Consider the following 19432-nt stretch of genomic DNA (forward strand, 5'->3'; position numbering starts at 1 on the left):
TAGCGCATTTTCATTGTTTACACTAAAATCTATTTCCTCTCCCCCTGATAATTATCGGAATAGGTATTCACGATTACGGGAGTCCAGAAGGGCTTTTCTTCCGGTCGGAACGGCACCTTTACCGAATGAGATGAGCGAGTATTGGCAGGGGCAGCAGCAAGTACTGTTACAGATGCCGAATGTTTAATACGGTCATATACAATTGTTGCAACTTTTGTATAACCTCCTTGATCATACGTTCCATTACCTCCGGTAGTAGTAATAAGTACCCGATAAGTATCATTATACAACCTTTCACCACCTTCATTATAATAATTATATTTATTATAATCCCCGGTTTCAGCAGTTCCTTTAGACATTGTTCCTCCTTTATAGGCAGTCATTTCAAAAGTCATAGGAGCAGGTGCTATCCCTGAACTATACCATGTTGCATAAACATCCAATTTTATTTTTCGGGGAGAGTTTACATCGCCTTCCAATACAGGGGCATTAAAAAATGCAGTTTCTCCCTGTCCTTGACGTGCATCACCACCCCACTGTAGCAGCAGTTTGCCATTATAATTAACAGTCTGATTCTTGCTCCATCCAACAGGCTTTTTATCATAAGAAGAATTATTACTTCCATCACCAGATACATTATTACCTTGGAATTCAACCGCAATATCCACATCAGCCCCATCCCACATAAATTTAACAACAAAATAGTCGAAAGGAGGAATTGTCACTATAATATCCTGGTGTACTTTAACCGTAACCTGATAATCCGGGCAATCGGCATGATGGAAAGTTAATGATCCGTCACGAGCCTCATCGGAAGGTTCACGGTCGGTTGTCATAGTCAGCACTTGCGTTAACGGATTCCATCTCAAATCACTATGAATCCAAGACTCCCATGAATCGAAAATAATATTTCTACTACCACCCAACACAGTCACATCTTGTGAATTAGTAACTGCAGTCTGCGCTGAACCTGTTGGAGCAAGTGCATTTATTACCCCATCATCCACATGGATATAGCAGTTCATTAACGAAATCGTATCCGTATCAAGCGTTGTTTTATTCTTCACAACAATCTGACCATCTCCATAACAAGTATCAAAATCATCCGGCTTAATCGTCGAAGTACGTGTAAAGTTGACTGTGGTATTTCCTTTCACCCCACTCTGTATGTCTGAAGTCGCTTTGGGACTACTACCTAAGAATATCCAGTCACCTCCAATACTCTTAACCTCCACCGAGCGATTTTCATGTGCTTTAGGACAAAATATAAGTTTATGTTCACTAACTTTGATTGTACCTCTATCCGGTCTTTGTGTAACCGGTATTTTCTTGGTCACATTATTTGCTTTAATGGTAATATACGAAGTACGCGGATGATTATCCACATAGCTATCCAGATCAGCAGTAATTTCCACCGCATTCCCATCCAACTTTTTCACCGAAGTAATCCACGTGGCCTCAGGTGCCTTCTCCACTGTATATTCCCGGGCATTGGTATTTACATGTATCGTGTCTTTGAATGCCAGCCCAACGGAAGCTTTATCCGTATAAAGCTGGGTCTGTGACAAATCGGCTTCCAACTGTGTATCTTGCCAGTTCAATATCTCAGTAGAGACATCGAGCTTTCCACCAAGGAAAATGCGTACCAACAAAATTCCGTTTACTCGTGGAACCCGAGGAATTACCACATCCGTCTTCTCGAAACGTGTACCTCCTTCACTGGCCAGATCGACACTCAGTTTAAGATGGCTGGTAGTCGTGTCTGTCGGAAGCGCATTCAGATAATCAGTTCCTTTATGGGCCGGCACAATAAACCGAAGCGTATCACTATACTGATGACCCGCCATTGCAGTATTATTATGTATAGTAAAGGTACCGGTCATAGGTTCCGCACTCACAGTAGGGTTGTTTTTATTGGGGTATAACCCTCCTTCCCAATTAAGAGTCGTAGGCACATTACTCAATTTCATCGTGTGGGTGCCATTGATATCCAGTCCTCCGGCATCAGCTATCACGACTTTGACCAATGCAACGTTCCGTGAAAGTAATGCTGTTTCGGAAGCGACATTATCCTGACCGGCAATAACCTGCTGTCCGGTAATATAAGCCGTACGCAACTCAGGCATAGACGGCAAATTTCCACCGGAGGAACGGGTTTCCCACATTTTCAGTGATGAACGCCCCTGGCCACGGACAGGCTGAACCAATTCACTGTTTATATCCCTGTCGGCACTGACCAACGTAATATCCCACGTACCTGCCGCAACCGGCATGGTAAGGCGGTCTGCAGCGTAAGTCACATCCGGCACTTTCTGCCTGAACTGTCCGGCAGCAGCCCCATCTCCATCAAACAGATAGACTTGCGTATTATTGATAATATCAGCAGAAGCTCTCGTCATCCTGAAAACCAATGAAGGATTACCATTGGTTCCCCCTGGCGATTCCCTGTCATCCGTACAAGCAAACGCCAGAAAAAGCAGCAAGCCCATCAACCCTGTATATATTCTTTTTCCTGTCATAGTTCTTTTTTCATCCATTTTCTTCTGAGCAGACAAGAAGACCTTGCATTTGAAATGCAAGGCACTCTTATCCCTAAGAATCATTTTATTTCCGGATCGTAAACTCTGCCATACGTTCTGCGTCAGACACACTGATCGGCTGTGCACCCGTAGGCTGGTTTACAGATTTGATTTTCAGTTTCACCTGTTTTTCCAAAGCATCCGTACTGAACAATACTACTCCATTCACATTAGCCGAACTATGGTTGCCGTCTCCACTGATGCGTAGGTCATGCAGGTTGGTAAAGACAAAGTCTTTTCCTTCTTTTGCCGTAGCATCGGGCAATGTCACACAGTTAACAATAATATCACTACCTGTGGCATTAGTCAGTAAGGCTCCGTCTGAAGCACGCAACAGCGAAACGGTGAAGAAGCCCGACACCACATTATTATTTACTCTGTGGTCGCCAAGTGAAGTTATGGCCAGGCGTGCCGGCTGATCAACAACAATTCCGCTGCAACTCAACAATTCACCATCAAAAGCGACATTGGAACCACTCAGGCTATGTACTTTATTGAAATTCACCACCACGGTTTTAGGAAGTTCATAGCGGGTATCCTCCAATGTTCTGACATTAAAAGATGACTTTTGCGAACCATTGGCAAATATCACTCTCGGCGTCAATCCCATATCGAAATCAAGCGCATCGGCTGTGCCTTCCCCATAAATGCCATCCACTATAATATTGGCTCCCGTTGCATTAGTCAAAGGAGTTCCGTCGGTCTTAAATAATCCCAGTTCATATAAAATATCTTTGGATCCCTCTTCTCCGCGCTCCGTACGTACCAACTTTACAACCGCCTGCTGATCTTCGATAACCGCTTTTCCTACAGGCTTCACCAGATAACTCTGCTGAACATCCGACAATAGCAATTCAAAGTCCTTCACACCTTCGATCAGATCATTCGCCTTTACCGGAACCTCAATATCCTGTTTCACCAGATAGCGGTCAGCCGTTCCGCGTGAGGGAGTGAAAGAGAGCTTTCCCTTCACCGGAGTAAAGTTATTGGCCGTTGTAGCCGATGCTTCGCGAGTGGCATAACCTACACTCACAGGAACAGGCGCTCCCTCTTTCGTGGTGGCATATCCGGTCAGTGTCACAGTAAACACAGCGGTGGCTGTTCCGTTTACCGGCTTGGTTATTTTCACGTCCGAGACATAGAGTCCATGTCCGAGCTTGACAAGACGGCTACCACTACCCAGAAAAAGTAACTCCCCGGATGATGCAGTCAAGGCCTGACGGTAAATGGTAGGTTTATTATCCGTCACATAACGGTCAAACTCTTTCTCACCCGTAGCAGAATACATACAAACCCGGCCCTCATCCGAAGACAGCAGCAACACTTCACCGTTGTTAGTCACCTTAATCTTATCAAAGTTACCATCAATCGTTCGGTCAAACTCAGCTTTTCCTGTCGGCAATATACGGACAAATGTTCCTCTGCGTGCGTTGACGTCATAAGTGGTTACCACTGATTCGCCGGTAGTCCGGTTCATACCCACACCTCTCACACTTCCGTTCGAGGTACCCGAGTACAAAGCTGTTCCGTCATTTCGCAATAAAGCGTAATATCCTTTATTACCACTGCCTCCTACTAATATATTACCATTGCGGGCCACCCGTAGATGGTTGAGCGTTGCCAATCCCTGGTTGGCAGGTATCAGTGTTTTAGCAAAAACAATATCACCTTCCGGACGAATCTTATAAATAATACCTCCATCTGTCGATGAATTACCGGTAACAATCACCGAACCGTCATTGATATTGGCGTTCAGGCCTGTCACTATAAATCGTTTAGCCGGAATGGCAGTCACATAATAAGGTTTCCCTTTATCATCTAACCGGACCACCACCGTCTGTTCTTTTTCTCTGTCTCCGGAGAAAGCCGCACAGATATATTCAGTCGTGTTGCCCAACACCTCAAACTGGTCACAATAGCCACTTCCGGTGTTCTTATACTGATAAATCACTCTACCCGATTTATCTACTTTCAAGAGAATACCTTGCCGACCGCTTCCTCCTTTCGGCTCCATACCGGAAAGTATCAATGATCCGCTTCGTAGCAGGGCACCTTTCAGAAACTCGCTTCCTTGTCCTCCCGCATAAATATTGGTAACAATATGACCACTACGGTCTAATATGACCGCCCGTCCGCTCAGCGTCACATTATCCTTTCTGCCTTTTGTATTCATCACAGCAGATTGTCCGACAAGCAGGATACGATTGTCCTCCAACTCTGTCAGCTCATTAACAGCAGTAAACCCGGCCAACGGTAACGAAAAGAGTACCTCACCTTCTCTTCCTATCCAGGTCAGATTGTACTTCTGTCCCTCTTTGCCTACCATAGCCACTTCGTCACCGGCCAACGGGCATACCAGTTGTATCTGGTTCTTATCGCCATATTTCTTATCGAAAACCACCGGCATATATTGGGCTCTTACCTGCAGACAGGCCATGATGCTCAGCAGGAACAGTATCCACACTCTATGAATTCTTGTCTTCTTCATATATCGTTTACTTTTTTATATTTCTACCTCTTATTATATATTTCGACACGCCTTGCCCGACGGTTCACTTGTATCCAGTCGATACCTCCCTCCGGCCAGCGATGATACTCAATTTCCTCTTTCACCTCTTCCGGAGAAAGTTTTATCCTACCATGGGCCTGTATACCGAAACGTACATTTAAACCATGATTGCGCAGGAACTCTGCAACACTCTCTGCCCTTCGTTCTGACAATGAATAGTTATAACTGTCACTTCCTATCTCATCGGCAAAACCATCGAACCTCAGTTCCGAAAACTGGTAGGTACCCATTTCATTGATAAACTGCTCAAGCCTCCGTACAGATTCATCGGTCAGTTCATCCGAATCGAAATCAAAATAAAGAGTCATCAGCAAACCTTCAGGTGCATATTGCTTCAATGCAACAGACTCCGGAGAAACTGTTTCCGTAGCTCCGTTCAACAACAAAGCGCCACCCAAAATCGCATTCTCCTCACTCATCCCGTAAAAGGGCATCCCCTGCTGAGTACCTAAATCTTCTACCGTACGGAGATAATAAATATCATCTCTTGAAGCCATCTCACGATCGGATACAAAATAAGCAGTTCGTAAATCGAGCGGACACATATAATAATCGTTGAAGACGGAATTTACCGGATGGGGAAAATGACTGATACTGCCCGGCACTACCCCATCCTTATCATAATAAGCACTGAACAGGTCATAACCACCGAATCCCGGCAGCCCGTTAGACGAAAAGATGAGACGTCCTTTATAGATTACAGGAAAGATCTCATCACCTTCCGTGTTGACATCCGGTCCCAGATTTACAGGGGTTCCCCATGTCCGGGCCTCGTCATCCCAATGAACAACATACAAGTCAAACCCTCCGTATCCTCCCGGCATGTCGGAAGTGAACAATAATGATCTACCTTCATTGAATAAGTAAGGATGGGCATACGAAGACATCTCCTCCTGTGGAAAAGCCGGAACATACTTCGTAAACCGTTTCTTTTTATTCTTTAGCACAGAATAGAACAACTTTGTACGGAAAGGGCGTAGTTTCCGGTCTGCCATCTCCACTGTTGTCTTCTCTTTATCGTACTCAATGACTGTAGCTACCATTGACTTCATATCCGGCGAAAAGGTCACCGGACCATTCTGCAAGTCAGCAGGTATCTTCCGAAAATATCCATAATATCTCGGAGGTTTCTGAGCCTCGGCACCGGGTTCACCGGTTTCGTCAAGTGCATAATAGTGAGTACGATGAAAGAACAACTTTCCCGGATCATTGAATTTACTGTAGCTAATGGCATAAAACGGCTGCTCACCATAATTTCCAACCCAAAATTCAGCATTCGGTGTATTCAGTGATAAACGTTTTGCCGAAAATCCGGGGTCTTCCTGAACCGAATGGCGCATGGCAAGTGCCTCTAACGTATTCTGATAACGCTGATAGCGACTATATATATCCTTATAGGCATTATCCAGGCAGATAGCTTCTGCTTTGCGGGCCTGTCCCTGAAAGCGCAAGGCATCTATATAGTCACAGACATCATCTACCCCGAGCAGATCCGGACGCAACCCCATTGCTTTATCATAATGTTCTGAGGCGCGACCGTATTCCCTCACCATGAAATACAAACGTGCTGTTTTGAGATGAAGCGCAGCCTGACTGTCCTCATCTTTTTCACGCCTGATAGCCGTTTCGTACTGGGCCATCGCTTTATCAAATTTCTGCCTGATAAAATTACGGTCTGCCCGCCGTTCTATCCGCCCTATCTTCCGCTCCTGCGCAACGGAAGGCATAGTTCCTCCCATTAAAAAAAGGAATGCGGCAGCCGACAGGAGAATCTGTATCTTCTTCTTTCTCATTTCAGCAACTTTTTATCAGTAACATTAGCGGAATATATTATAAGTAAGATTTACACCAAACTTAGTCGGACCAATCCATCTCTTGGTTTTCTTACGTTCCAAAGGGAAATTTACATACTCTCCGCCCAAATAATATTTATTATATTGGAGGTGCGCATATCCCAGCCCAATATTCAGATCCAGCCCCCAACGAGAGTTGAAAGCAAATTTATATCCGGTTGAGATACCACCTGACACTCCCCAGCCTTTACGACGATAACTCTGTAACGGATCATTATGCTTCAACAAACCAATATTAAAGTTACCGTACATGGCATAAGGACCTATGTAAAATCCATCCCACGAATCATTAGTATAGAAGTTACGCGGATTCACATAATAGCGCAATTCAACACTGCTTTGGAGTGCCCGAAACACTTCTTCATGTTTCTTGAATAAATACGGCATCCATAGCACTTCACCGTTCACCGTGAGTTGCCTCGTCAATGTATACTCAAAGCCAACGTTAGGCGAACCGGTCAGCCAAAAAGGAATATTCACTTTGACACTTTGTGCCTGTACTCCGCTGATTAAGCAAAATAAAACGGCGACACTCAAAATATGTCGTATAACTGATTTCATTCTAATTCTCTTTTATATGTATATATGTATCATTCCATGTCCGTATCTCCACTCTCGATATCTTCGTTCCATCCTACAACCGATATCTTAATAACGGTATAAGATTCGATTTCAATAATTATACGTTTACCATGCAATAGCCGTAACGGCAATCCTGTCTCCCTTTCCGTAACTTCCACGGGCAAATGGTTGACAACTGCTCCATTTTCATCGAGAAATGTATAATTCAACCTCATCGGTTCATTCTCCACAGAAGGAATAAAACGATGATCTACCTCTAATACATCGGCTTTCTCCTGTACGGGTAATGTTCCGAAATGAAACATTTTATCCTCAGGAGTCAATCGGCCGGTCAGAGTATCATTTTTGAGGTATTGCATCACAGGTGCTCCTTCCGCAAGCAATTGTACCTTCTTTATATGCGATACATCACCGGGAAATTTCTTAAACCGAACCGTTATACGTCCGGTATAGCGTTCCAGTGCTGCGGTATCGGTCTGTAAAATGCCCGGATGTACAATTGCGGGTACGAACTTCTGGAATAATATATCCGAAGGCTGTACATATCTGTTCGGTCCGGTAGAACTGCTTTTCAGAATAAAAGCAGAAGCATCCAGATGTTGCCCGTCCACAAACGTAAGACTGTCCGTATTGGTATAACAGTATACTTTATATTCGCCGGGAGTTAACCTAAAACTAAACAAGCCCGCCTCCATGCGCGGATCTTTATCCCATGGAGAGGTTGCATAACGTGCGCCGACCAATGTTCCGGCATCGTTATAGACCAGCACTCGACAATCACTGACAGTCTTGTTCAGAACCTCGGGTACAAAAACCTGATAATTCGTTTCATCTTCAAAATAATCATATGTACACGACGCAAGCGAAAGTAAGACTGCTACACCAGTAAATAATACTATGAGAAGTCTGTTTTTTCTCATGTTCTATAGTTTATTTCATTATCCTCCCCCGAGGCCCTCAGGAGCAGCAAACACACCCTCTTGCTTCCTGCTCCCAGACCATGACTCCAAGGGGAGTAAAAAGAAAGTTTTTACATTATAATATCTGAATTTACAATATTGCTATCCCAAGGTGTAGGAGCCCCTACAGTAATTGTCAGGCCACCATATTCCGTAGGAGTTACAGGTACAGTCGTACTTCCGCCGGTACGTAAAGTCAGGTTTACTTCACGAATCACATTCGGTACAAAATTCTCTTTAACCACTCCGGACCAATAAACGGTAGCTTCATCGGAAAGTGCAGTACCATCTCCCAAAATATGTCCGGCTTTACCACGTCCTGATACCACTATAAAATACTGACGCTGTCTGTCAGCCGTACCGGTAGTTGCAGAATCATTAACGCGTCCACCATTATTGGGGAATACAACCACATCTCTCCACATCGTGAAGTTTCCGTTTAAAATCGTTCCTCCAGGGTTATAACCGGATCCGGGCTCAGCCGTTTTAAAGACTTCACCATCCGAAATAGACAATATGTTAGTAGCAGTCGAGGTAGCACTTACTCCTCCGTCATTCCCTGCCATCACTTTCAGATAATCCGGCAAGCGATAAATCATAATAGAAGCGTCTTGTGTAAAGTCAACCCCTTTGGCGGTATTCTCATTATTCGTATTTCCTTCTTTATCCTTTACGTTCAGACGGACACGCATCAAAGAGACTTCACGTTTCAAAGCAATCGGAGATGGAGTTGCAGTAGCATCCGAAGAAATGACTACACCTGAAACAGCTCCCATAAAAATCTCGGCAGGTTCCGTATAGGCCGTATTGCCTGCCAAGGCAGCAGAACAAAAAGTAGGGAATGCACCTGGCTTATATTTCATCACCATGTTCTGCACCTGTTTCTGACGTACATTCCACATTCCCCATTCTACAGGAGTTGTGCCCCCATCCAAATAGGTATTGATAGCATCCGCTGAACTTTTCGCATTTGCTATAGCAACCATCGTATATGTACCAGCAGGCACATCTGTATAAGTAAAAGTAGTATTCCCGTCTGTTGGATTAACTACATCTGAAAACCGCACGATATTGCTTGCGTCATACAGCAAAATCTGCACCTGACGGATTTTACTCCACGATGTTTCCGGCACTGCAGTAGATTGCGCAGCTCTCGTCTTACCTCCTTGTTCCATACTTGTTCCTTCAAAGTTCAACTTAACTATAAAGTTAGTCTTCGAGTTCCCACCAGGAACTTCTCCTGAAGGAAGTTCATTGTGCTCTGAACAAGCACTCATGGCCATTGCAGCGAGCAAAGACCATAAAAACACAGATTTCTTTTTCATAAATAATTCACTTTAGTTTCTACTTAATATTTGATTCAGACAGAATGTTGGTTTCTTATCTCAATCGATCTGCCCGTTACTTCGTAGGTAACGGGTCTACACAAATTCCAAGACAAAGAGGCGTCTTTCAAGGAGTTGTTTTTACTAAAATGAATCTTTACGGTCTCAAAAAAGACAATAAAATCCTTTCCCATCTTTCAACCTGAAAAATGGAAGAATCTTTTGTTGTCTTTTTCGAAGAACAACCCAATAAAAATGTTCAGTTATTTAATATCTATTGCAAAAATAATTGTTTTATTATGCGTATTTCAAAAAATATATTTAAATTTGCCGCCGATATCACCTTCCGTTACCTACGAAGTAACGGATAATATTTCAACTAATAATCAACTGATTAGCTTCTAATATTTTTATCTATTCCTCTTTTCTTCTTCGATAAAATATATGTAATAAGAGAACGATTCATCCGGTTTACCTCATCATCCCTGTAAGGTTGAAAATAAGTCTCAGTCACTTTCACCGAAGAATGCCCCATAGCATTACAAATCAAATTTGAATTATAATTCTGCCGGAGTGCCGTAGTCGCCCAGGTATGACGTGCCACATAAGTACTTAGCCGTTCCCTGATTCCCAAGGTATTTGCCACCTGTGTCAGGCGATGGTTCAGAAGACGCAACATACGGGTATATTGCCCATATTCATTCTCACCGGGATTTTGGATAATAGGAAAAAGATAAGGTGAATCCGGAATCGCATACATATACCTCCGTATAATTTCCATTGCCTCTTTGCCCACCACCACAGTCAGTTTACGACTGGTTTTGCGCCGGTGATACGTAATTACATTTCCCTGTAAATCGCATCTGCGCAAAAAAGCAAGATCTACAAACGGCATCCCGCGAAGCAGAAACAAAAGAACAAACAAATCCCGGCTGAAAGCTAATTTTTCCGGCAATGGTTTCTGGTCCGTCATCAGTTTACATATCACCTCCGGCGAAACAGCCCTTTTTACGGGACAGTCAATTCCGGTATGCACTTTATTGAAAAGACGTGGCACATAAGTTGCCACTCCCCGCTCCAGCGCCTGATTATACACAGATCTCAGCATACGCATGTAAGTAGAAATAGTGTTCCATTTAAGTTGATCAGCCAGCAGTTTCTGTTCAAACAAAGCTAACCATTCGGGAGTCAGTTGGCTAAAGGTGATTTCACGTCCATTCATAAATTTTTTCAGTCGATTTAAAGTGCTCTGATATACATGGGCAGTACCATTACGTTGCTCTTTTTTCAGTTCGACTATTCGCTTCTCCATAAATCGAGTCAAAAGTTCTTTTTTCATTTTAAGTCTGTTAAGATTACAAATTAGATTATTGCAAGCTTTTGCTTATCCATTTCATATATCAGACTGATATTTCAACAAATTGCAAAAAGCGTAGTGCCATAACAAACCAACTGCATAATTATCTCTTTTTTTTAGATAACTTTGCAGCCTTCGAAAAAATTTTAACCACAATTGGAATAGACAAAACCGATTCTTCTCAAGAAGCCGTTTCAATCATTTCTCAGTATTCACAGTCTCAGGCTTCGCAACCTGACTTGTCACAAGTGTATTTTTCTCAGTAGTATTACAAGTACCGTTAAATCTGGCTTTCGATTCTATTTCAAGTTTACATGTATAAACATCGCCATTCATTGTACATCCCGATTTCATAACCAAATCTTCTGCCACCTGAATATCTCCCTGTAACATCCCGTGTAACACAGCACCGGTACACGTCACATTTCCTTTGATTCTTCCCTGAGGACCAATCACTACTTTCCCTTTACAGGAAACATTTCCTTCTATTATTCCATCTAAACGCAAATCCCCTTCTACCGTGATTGCTCCTTTCACCATTGTTCCCAATGCTATTGTAGTCAGTTTATCAATACCGACTTTCACAGTCTTTACAGAATAATCTTCATTCTTTTTCTTTCCAAACATATTAAAATCTGAATTATGTAAATTAAAAAAGGACGAACATTCTTCTGATACCAAATATTAAGTAGATTACAAATATAAGTTAATTATAAGACAGGCAGAAGAAAAAGACGAGAAAAAGACAACAGGTCACTATAAAAAGGGGAGAAACTGTTTCCAAGTTTCCCCCCTCTCCCTTATTATTTATCGCTACGGACAGTACTATTTATATTCCTGCCAGCTCTTTATCTGAATATCTTCAAGCTTCAAATCACAGAATGCTTCGATAAATGCACTCGCCAGACGCGCGTTGGTTATCAATGGGATATTATGATCGATCGCGCCACGACGGATACGATAACCATTTGTCAGCTCACGTTTCGAATGATTCTTGGGAATATTCACAATCAAGTCGAACTTATGGTCGGCAATCATCTTCATCACATTGTTCTCGGCCCCCGGTTTTTCATCCGGCCAGTAAACCGGAGTAGTATCTACACCATGTGCATTCAGAAAAGCAGCAGTTCCGGCTGTTGCATAAATCTTATATCCCTGGTTGAACAACATGCGGCTTGCTTCCAGCAAATCGACTTTCGACTTCATTGCACCTGAAGAGAACATCACTCCCTTTTCAGGAATTTTAAAGCCGGTAGCAATCATTGCATTCAGCAGTGCTTCAGAAAAGTCGTCACCAATGCAGCCCACCTCACCGGTAGACGACATATCTACACCTAAAACCGGATCGGCTTTGTGCAAACGTGAGAAAGAGAATTGAGAAGCTTTCACTCCAATCCAGTCGATATCAAATGCCGACTTATCGGGACGGCTGTATGGAGCGTCGAGCATAATGCGGGTAGCAGTCTCGATAAAGTTACGTTTCAACACCTTAGAAACGAACGGGAAACTACGTGAAGCACGTAAGTTACATTCGATAACTTTAACTTCGTTGTTGCGAGCCAGGAATTGAATATTGAACGGTCCCGAAATATTAAGCTCTTTCGCAATCTGGCGGCTGATTTTCTTAATGCGGCGCGCTGTTGCAAAATAGATTTTCTGTGCCGGGAATACCAGCGTAGCGTCACCCGAGTGCACTCCGGCAAACTCGATATGTTCTGAGATAGCATATTCTACCACTTCTCCATTCTGTGCCACTGCGTCGAATTCAATTTCCTTGGTATTCTCAAGGAACTGAGAAACAACTACCGGATACTCTTTCGATACCTCAGCAGCCATCTTCAAGAAGTTCTCCAACTCCTCGTCATCATAGCAAACATTCATTGCAGCACCCGACAATACATAAGACGGACGAACCAGCACCGGATAACCTACTTTCTCCACAAACCCTTTCACATCTTCCAAGCTGGTCAGCTCCTGCCATGCCGGCTGGTCGATACCCAACTGATCAAGCATTGCAGAGAACTTATTACGGTTTTCTGCCCGGTCGATAGAAACAGGAGAAGTACCCAATACCGGAACAGACTGACGATACAGTTTCATGGCAAGGTTATTCGGAATCTGTCCACCTACGGATACAATCACACCGCGAGGTTGTTCCAGATCGATCACGTCGAGCACACGTTCGAACGAAAGTTCGTCGAAGTACAGACGATCACACATATCATAATCAGTAGACACCGTTTCGGGATTATAATTGATCATAATCGATTTATATCCCAGTTTGCGAGCAGTCTGCACAGCATTTACCGAACACCAGTCGAACTCAACCGAGCTACCAATGCGATAAGCACCCGATCCTAACACAACTACTGACTTTTCATTTTTATAATAGTTCACATCATAACCCTGAACCGCATAAGTCATATAAAGGTAGTTTGTCAGTTCCGGATGTTCGGAAGCAATGGTATTGATGCGTTTCACGGCCGGAAGGATACCCAGTTCTTTACGACGGGCACGTACCATCAGGTTCTCTTTCTCCATATTTCCTGCCGGATTCAACACAAAGCGCGCAATCTGGAAGTCAGAGAAGCCCAGCACTTTGGCCTCCCTCAATACGTCTGCAGGAATATCCTCTACCTTATCATAAGCAGACAACTTCGCTTTATAGTCAACGATATTTTTCAGTTTGCCCAAGAACCACGGGTCAATCTTTGTCAGTTCATGGATACGCTCTATCGTATAGCCATCTTCCATGGCCTGAGCCAGAGCGAAAACACGTAAATCCGTCGGGTGAGAAAGCTCCTTATCCAGATCCTCAAAATGCACATCGTCGTTACCGACAAACCCATGCATACCTTGACCGATCATGCGAAGACCTTTCTGGATAATCTCTTCAAACGAACGGCCTATCGACATGATTTCACCAACCGATTTCATGCTTGAACCAATCTCACGAGATACACCGGCAAATTTAGTCAAGTCCCAACGAGGAATTTTACAAATATAGTAATCAAGTTGCGGAGCCACATATGCCGAGTTGGGAGTGCCCATCTCACCTATCTGATCGAGTGTGTAGCCTAATGCCACCTTAGCGGCCACAAATGCCAGCGGATAGCCGGTTGCCTTCGAGGCCAAAGCCGAAGAACGGCTCAGACGTGCATTCACCTCAATCACACGATAATCATCCGTATCCGAATTGAATGCATACTGAATGTTACATTCACCTACAATACCCAGATGGCGGATACATTTAGTTGAAAGTTCCTGCAACATTTTCAGTTCCTTGTCATCCAATGAGCAAGTCGGAGCTACCACGATCGATTCGCCGGTATGAATACCCAGCGGGTCAAAGTTTTCCATGCTTGCTACCGTAAAACAGTGGTCATTCGCATCACGGATCACCTCAAACTCAATTTCTTTCCATCCTTTCAACGACTCTTCCACCAGAATCTGTTTAGAGAAAGCAAATGAGCTCTCAGCCAATTTGAGGAATTCCTCTTCATTGGCACAAATACCACTTCCGAGTCCTCCCAGCGCGTAAGCCGAACGAACCATCACCGGATAACCAATGCGACGTGCAGCAGCAATAGCATCTTCCATGCTTTCTACAGCCTGGCTGACCGGAGTTTTCATATCAATCTCGTTGAGCTTCTTCACAAACAGGTCACGGTCTTCCGTATACATGATAGCCTCAACCGAAGTACCCAATACTTTCACACCATATTTATCCAGAATACCTTGTGTATAAAGCTCTGCACCGCAGTTCAAGGCAGTCTGTCCGCCGAATGCGAGAAGAATGCCGTCGGGACGTTCTTTCTTAATAATCTCCTCTACAAAATAAGTAGTCACGGGAAGGAAATACACCTTATCAGCAATTCCCTCGGAAGTCTGAATGGTTGCGATGTTCGGGTTGACCAATACCGAATTGATGCCTTCTTCTTTCAAGGCCTTCAGTGCCTGTGAACCGGAATAATCAAACTCTCCGGCTTGTCCGATTTTGAGTGCGCCTGAACCCAAAACAAGGACTTTTTTCATTTCCTTTTCCATTTCTTTTATTGTCATTATAAGTTGTTATTTCTACGTATCCGCACAAAAAAAATGCGTTACCCTCAATAAAGGACTAACGCATTACCAAAGAACTAAATATCGTTTTTGGAGAAAAGAGAAGAAGTAGGCTGATTCCGGGTGAAATACACTCGAACGGAGATAATACTTGCTTCTGATTTCCTGTTGATTCATTGCTATTTCAAAGTTTGTGCAAAGTAACGACTTATTTCTATAATTACAAAGGAATCTGGTAAGAATATTCGTTTTATTTGTTACTTCAGCTGATTCTGACTATCTTTGTCCTTCGATTAAAAATAAAAATAATGGGAAAAGAAAAAATCATATTGACAGGTGACCGTCCTACCGGAAAACTCCATATCGGACACTACGTAGGTTCACTGAAACGAAGAGTCGAACTACAGAATTCCGGCTTGTTTGACAAAACTTTCATCTTCATCGCCGATGCGCAGGCATTGACCGATAACATCGATAACCCCGAAAAAGTACGCCAAAACGTAATTGAAGTAGCCCTCGATTATCTGGCTTGCGGACTCGATCCGGAAAAGTCGACAATCTTCATCCAGTCCCAGATTCCGGAACTGTGCGAATTGACATTCTATTATATGGATCTCGTCACCGTATCACGCCTGCAACGTAACCCTACCGTGAAGACGGAAATACAGATGCGCAACTTCGAAACCAGCATTCCTGTAGGTTTCTTTACTTATCCCATCAGCCAAGCTGCCGATATCACTGCCTTCCGTGCCACTACAGTACCGGTAGGTGAAGATCAGGAGCCCATGATCGAGCAGGCCAGAGAAATTGTCCGCCGTTTCAATTATATCTACGGAGAAACATTAGTCGAACCGGAAATTCTTCTGCCGGACAACGCAGCCTGCCTGCGCCTGCCGGGTACCGATGGAAAAGCCAAAATGAGTAAATCGTTAGGCAACTGCATTTACCTTTCCGAAGAAGCGGACGAGGTACAGAAGAAAGTAATGAGCATGTTCACCGACCCCGATCACTTACGGGTGCAAGACCCGGGAAAAATCGAAGGTAATACCGTATTTACATATTTGGATGCCTTCTGCCGTCCCGAACATTTCGAACGTTATCTGCCCGACTATCCGAGCCTCGATGAACTGAAAGCTCATTATCAACGCGGCGGCCTGGGAGATGTAAAGGTGAAACGCTTCCTCAACGCTATTATGCAAGAAGAACTGGAACCTATCCGTAATCGCCGGAAAGAATTTGAGAAAGACATTCCTGCCATCTACGAAATGTTGAGAAAAGGCTGTGAAGTGGCAAGAGCTGCCGCTGCCGATACGTTATCCGATGTTCGTAAGGCCATGAAGATAAACTATTTCGATGATGCCGAACTGATTAACGAACAAGTAAAGCGATTCAATAAATAAAAAAAGAAACGCCCTGTTACCAGTCCGGCAACAGGGCGCTTTCTTTTAAAGAAGGTTGAGTCTGAATTTATTTAGCAGACTCTACTAATACAACGCGGTTTAGGTAAATAGGTTTACCGAATTTATCCACACCACCTCCGGCATCAACTTTCAAGCGGCTGGAATCTACTCCGTATTTCTTAACCAATGCATTGACAACAGCCTGAGCACGTTTCTGGCTCAACTCCTTATTGAATGCAGGAGTACCGGTTGCCGAGTCAGCATATCCGTATACGGTATATTGTGTATCCGGGAATTCTTTCATCTTAGCAGCCAGATAAGACAAGTTCATCTCTTCACGCGGAGACAGTTCAGAAGAACCGATTGTGAAGAATACAGTACGCGGAGCAATATTAGCATCCGTTACAACTACTTGTTCGGCAACTTCTGCCACCGGCTGGTTCTGTGCATCAACCAACTGCTGTTGCAGTGACTGGTTGGCAGCAGCCATTTCATTCATCTGGCGACGCATATTGGCCAATTCTATTTCAGAGATAATCTGTGGCATCGGACGGGCAAATCCACGGGCCGGGAAGCGGTAAGTCAGACCTGCAGTCAGGCTGGCAACGCCATCATACCCATGTTTTCCACCAATTTCTCCGTCAAACTTATCTTCAGCCAGCATACCACCGATTTCGATATTGATATCTACCGCACTCGATACGCGGAAACGGTTGATAATACCTGCGTTCATAGCAAATGCCTCACGATGAGGTTTAGAGTATGAATGAGTAAAACCGGCTCCCAAATAAGGGATAATTTCATATACACGGTGAGAGTTGTATCCGCCAAACAGAGCATTCAAATTGAACATCACGTCACCGTGAAGATTCATATAGTTGAATTTCTGTTTATAATACCCATTGGCCAGTTTACCACTCTTCACAAAATCGGCTGTTTCCGAATGGGCAAAGCCGCGCCCCTGCAAGCCACTGTACTGCAATCGCAATCCCAACCCGGGAGTAAACCATTTACCGACAGCCACATTCAATGTCGGACTGATACGGTCTCTGAACTTTCCGGCATGGTCGTTGTCACCAAACATGGCTTCGGCACCGCCACCGATAGAAAAGAACCAGTTATCCCAGAAGGAGTTAGTGATCACTTGATATTTGTCTTGTACCTGGATAACTTCGTATCCCGTAATCGTAGTTTGTTGCGCTGAAGCAACAGATGTAACGCCGGCTAAAGCCAGCAGCATTAGAATCTTTTTCATATACCTTAATAGTTAAAGTGGTTATTACAAATCTTCCTATTTATTATTGAAACTATTTAAATAACACCAACGAAACTAAAAGGTTTTGGATAAATGAAAATTTCCGAAGCATTTTCTACAAAGATCCGGAGATACACCTTATTATATATAGCTCCAAAGCTACTTTGACCTATTTTTGTTCCATGAAAATTTTTCGTAGCGGCATAATCAATCTTTCCAGCAGCCGAAGATCGTCCGTGATAATTTCCGCACTTCCCTTCATCTCACGAGTCAACGGCAGCATCTTTCCATAGTTGGTTGTCAACCCATCCGGCAAAGCAATATCGACCACATACATGCCTTCCGCCGTCGGCAGAGGCGAAACACTTCTCACCTCCCCCCTTACATAACCAAACTCCTGGTCCGGATAATTATTCAGACGCAAATTCACACGCTGTCCGGCCTTTACTTTACCCGATCCCTGTAAAGGCAGCAATGCCGTCCCTACAGGCAAGGATTCCTCTTTCGGGGCAACCACAAAAACGGTAGCCCCCGACTCCACATACTGATTCACGCTCCACACATTCAGAAAAGTAACTTTTCCTCCGACCGGACTTCGAAGCAGGTAATGTTGTTCCCACGCCACAAGCTGACCCAACAACTGATCCGTAGCATTTCTCAGATTCACCTCCTGCGTCTGCTGCTCTTCAAACGCCTGTTTTTCCAGATCAAGCAATGCCTCTTCCGATTGCTCTATCTGCATATCTACCTGAGTTAACTGCATACGGGCCGATTCCTTTGACTGAAGGCTTTGCAAGTAGCGACTGCCGGACTGTTCAAACTCCGTAATAATCATCGCCTTACGATGATAAAGAATCGAATCTCTTGCATATGAGGCATGAGCTAAAGCATATTCTTTCTCTATCAGAAAATATTGCCTCCGAACCTGATCATAATATTTCTTCTGTGTAGCCAGCAATTCTTTCTGTGACTGCAACTTCTTTGCATAATATCCTAACTCTTTCATACGAACCACCTCGGAGAGGGTACTCACAAATCCTGCATAAGCCGACTGTATCTCACCCAGCCGCCAGCGGTCGGTCTCCGAAAGCAGAAAAAGGTTTTTCCCCGATTCCGGTGTATATCCTTCCTGCTTCCACTTCTGCATCTTCCCCTTCAAAGAAAACACATCCACCGCACGAGCCGTATTCTCTATTACACCCAAATTCATATCCGGCTTCACCTCCTGGCCGTTCTGTACATACAGGTCCGCCAATCTACCGGCCGAACGTGCCATTACATAAGATGGAGGCTCCTGTGTACTCACCGTCACCTCTGCAGTTATCACATCCGGATATTTAAACCAATAGCTGCCTGCCACCAACACCACTACGATGATAAACAATACCGTAATGCCACTACGCAGAATCCACGCCGGAACACGGTTCATCACCTCCTGTACCTCTTCACTGCGAAGCTCGATTTCTTTATGTGTGTGCTCCTTTTCCATAC

General features: G+C 44.0%; 12 protein-coding genes. 1 reads left to right on the forward strand and 11 read right to left on the reverse strand.

Annotated elements, in window-relative coordinates:
- Positions 1-29: 29 nt before the first annotated feature.
- The 9 genes from QK890_RS18385 to carB all read right to left on the reverse strand — a co-directional run bounded on the left by QK890_RS18385 (position 30) and on the right by carB (position 15271).
- Positions 30-2666: a BACON domain-containing carbohydrate-binding protein gene (locus tag QK890_RS18385; protein WP_044301753.1), complete on the reverse strand. Its 2637-nt coding sequence runs from the start codon at positions 2664-2666 to the stop codon at positions 30-32.
- On the reverse strand, positions 2605-5067 hold the full coding sequence (locus QK890_RS18390) for a Calx-beta domain-containing protein (RefSeq protein WP_005811193.1): 2463 nt from the start codon (positions 5065-5067) through the stop codon (positions 2605-2607). Before QK890_RS18390 ends, QK890_RS18385 begins: the two co-directional genes overlap by 62 nt.
- Positions 5068-5090: 23 nt before the next feature.
- Positions 5091-6941, reverse strand: coding sequence for an OmpA family protein (locus QK890_RS18395; RefSeq protein WP_032541016.1), 1851 nt, complete (start codon positions 6939-6941; stop codon positions 5091-5093).
- A gap of 24 nt (positions 6942-6965) precedes the next feature.
- Complete coding sequence (locus tag QK890_RS18400; RefSeq protein ID WP_005811199.1) at positions 6966-7562, reverse strand: DUF3575 domain-containing protein; 597 nt, start codon at positions 7560-7562, stop codon at positions 6966-6968.
- Between the two features lie 29 nt (positions 7563-7591).
- A complete protein-coding gene (locus QK890_RS18405) occupies positions 7592-8503 on the reverse strand; it encodes a FimB/Mfa2 family fimbrial subunit (RefSeq protein ID WP_005782402.1) in 912 nt (303 codons plus the stop codon).
- 110 nt (positions 8504-8613) lie between these two features.
- On the reverse strand, positions 8614-9867 hold the full coding sequence (locus tag QK890_RS18410) for a FimB/Mfa2 family fimbrial subunit (RefSeq protein ID WP_032536213.1): 1254 nt from the start codon (positions 9865-9867) through the stop codon (positions 8614-8616).
- A gap of 394 nt (positions 9868-10261) precedes the next feature.
- Positions 10262-11206 carry a Tsr15 family tyrosine-type DNA invertase gene (locus QK890_RS18415; protein ID WP_032541014.1) on the reverse strand — a complete coding sequence of 315 codons (945 nt, stop codon included), beginning with the start codon at positions 11204-11206 and terminating at the stop codon, positions 10262-10264.
- Positions 11207-11422: 216 nt separating this feature from the next.
- Complete coding sequence (locus tag QK890_RS18420) at positions 11423-11851, reverse strand: polymer-forming cytoskeletal protein (protein WP_005811209.1); 429 nt, start codon at positions 11849-11851, stop codon at positions 11423-11425.
- 198 nt (positions 11852-12049) lie between these two features.
- Entirely contained in the window at positions 12050-15271 is a 3222-nt protein-coding gene (gene carB, locus QK890_RS18425; protein WP_005811211.1) for a carbamoyl-phosphate synthase (glutamine-hydrolyzing) large subunit, read from the reverse strand.
- A gap of 323 nt (positions 15272-15594) precedes the next feature.
- Here carB and trpS point away from each other — a divergent pair, with 323 nt between their 5' ends.
- Positions 15595-16686: a tryptophan--tRNA ligase gene (trpS, locus tag QK890_RS18430; protein WP_005782386.1), complete on the forward strand. Its 1092-nt coding sequence runs from the start codon at positions 15595-15597 to the stop codon at positions 16684-16686.
- A gap of 67 nt (positions 16687-16753) precedes the next feature.
- On the opposite strand, the gene QK890_RS18435 is transcribed toward trpS, so the two are convergent.
- On the reverse strand, positions 16754-17941 hold the full coding sequence (locus QK890_RS18435) for an OmpA family protein (RefSeq protein ID WP_005811214.1): 1188 nt from the start codon (positions 17939-17941) through the stop codon (positions 16754-16756).
- 169 nt (positions 17942-18110) lie between these two features.
- On the reverse strand, positions 18111-19430 hold the full coding sequence (locus QK890_RS18440) for an HlyD family secretion protein (RefSeq protein ID WP_032531427.1): 1320 nt from the start codon (positions 19428-19430) through the stop codon (positions 18111-18113).
- Positions 19431-19432 lie beyond the last annotated feature (2 nt).

Origin of the sequence: Bacteroides sp. NGMCC 1.200775 (assembly GCF_040798045.1) — a bacterium.
In the GTDB taxonomy this organism is placed as follows: domain Bacteria; phylum Bacteroidota; class Bacteroidia; order Bacteroidales; family Bacteroidaceae; genus Bacteroides; species Bacteroides hominis.